Source organism: Bacillus sp. SIMBA_008, assembly GCF_046535495.1.
GTDB lineage: Bacteria > Bacillota > Bacilli > Bacillales > Bacillaceae > Bacillus > Bacillus subtilis.
Genome location: NZ_JAWRWL010000396.1, coordinates 1 through 276 on the forward strand (window position 1 = coordinate 1; position 276 = coordinate 276).

The 276-nt window shown below is 72.5% G+C and carries 1 protein-coding gene; it reads left to right on the top strand.

What is annotated here, in order from left to right; all coding sequences use genetic code 11:
- Positions 1 to 276 (top strand): enolase C-terminal domain-like protein (locus tag SB658_RS23750; RefSeq protein ID WP_410602767.1); only part of this gene is annotated, 276 nt, incomplete at both ends.

Here is a 276-nt window from a genome sequence, read left to right on the forward strand (position 1 = left end):
CGCACCGCGAAGGTGAAGGTCGCCGAGCGCGGGCAGCTGCTCGCCGACGACGTCGCCCGCGTCGCGGCGGTGCGCGAGGCGCTGGGCGCGGAGGGGCGGATCCGCATCGACGCGAACATGGGCTGGAACGTCGACGAGGCCGAGCGCGCGCTCCATGCCCTCAGCGAGTTCGATCTCGAGTCCGCCGAACAGCCCTGCGCGAGCGTCGAGGAGCTGGCGGAGCTGCGCTCTCGCCTGAAATCATGGGACATCCCGATCGCCGCCGCCGAGTCGGTG